This is a genomic window from Chromohalobacter sp. HP20-39, assembly GCF_033052815.1.
Lineage (GTDB): Bacteria > Pseudomonadota > Gammaproteobacteria > Pseudomonadales > Halomonadaceae > Chromohalobacter.
In genome coordinates this window covers 1-404 of sequence record NZ_JAWHTP010000219.1, presented here as the reverse complement: position 1 = coordinate 404, position 404 = coordinate 1, and the positions used below count along the sequence as shown (strand labels likewise).

The window sequence follows — 404 nt, the reverse complement described above, 5'->3', positions numbered from 1 at the left end:
GGGCGCGCACGGCCTGCCATACGTCGTCCGGCACGCGGGTTTCCGCAACGAGGGTGACGGCCTCTGTCCATGCCAGCGCGGCGCGTTCGCGGTCGGTAAAGAAAGGCGTTTCTTCCCAGACGGAAACGGTGGCCAGACGGCGGTTGTCTTCACCGCATTTGCGCGCATCGCTGGCATGCAGGTCGACGCAGTAGGCGCAACCGTTGATCTGCGAAGCGCGCAGGCGCACGAGTTCGGTCAGCGGCTTTTCCAGGGTGCTCTTGCTCAGCGCTTTTTCCAGACCCATCACCGCCTGGATGGCGGCGGGATTGGCTGTGTAGAAGTCGAGGCGAGGTTCCATGATCGGGCTCCGGTACGGGGTGACAGGCGCCAGATTAGGGGTTCGAGTGGCCCGGCAAAAGCAC

At 64.4% G+C, this 404-nt stretch carries 1 protein-coding gene; it reads right to left on the bottom strand.

From position 1 onward, the window contains the following. The coding region (locus RVY79_RS17720) for a carboxymuconolactone decarboxylase family protein (RefSeq protein ID WP_317465818.1) at positions 1 to 340 on the bottom strand (340 nt) is incomplete at its 3' end. Positions 341 to 404: the final 64 nt, after the last annotated feature.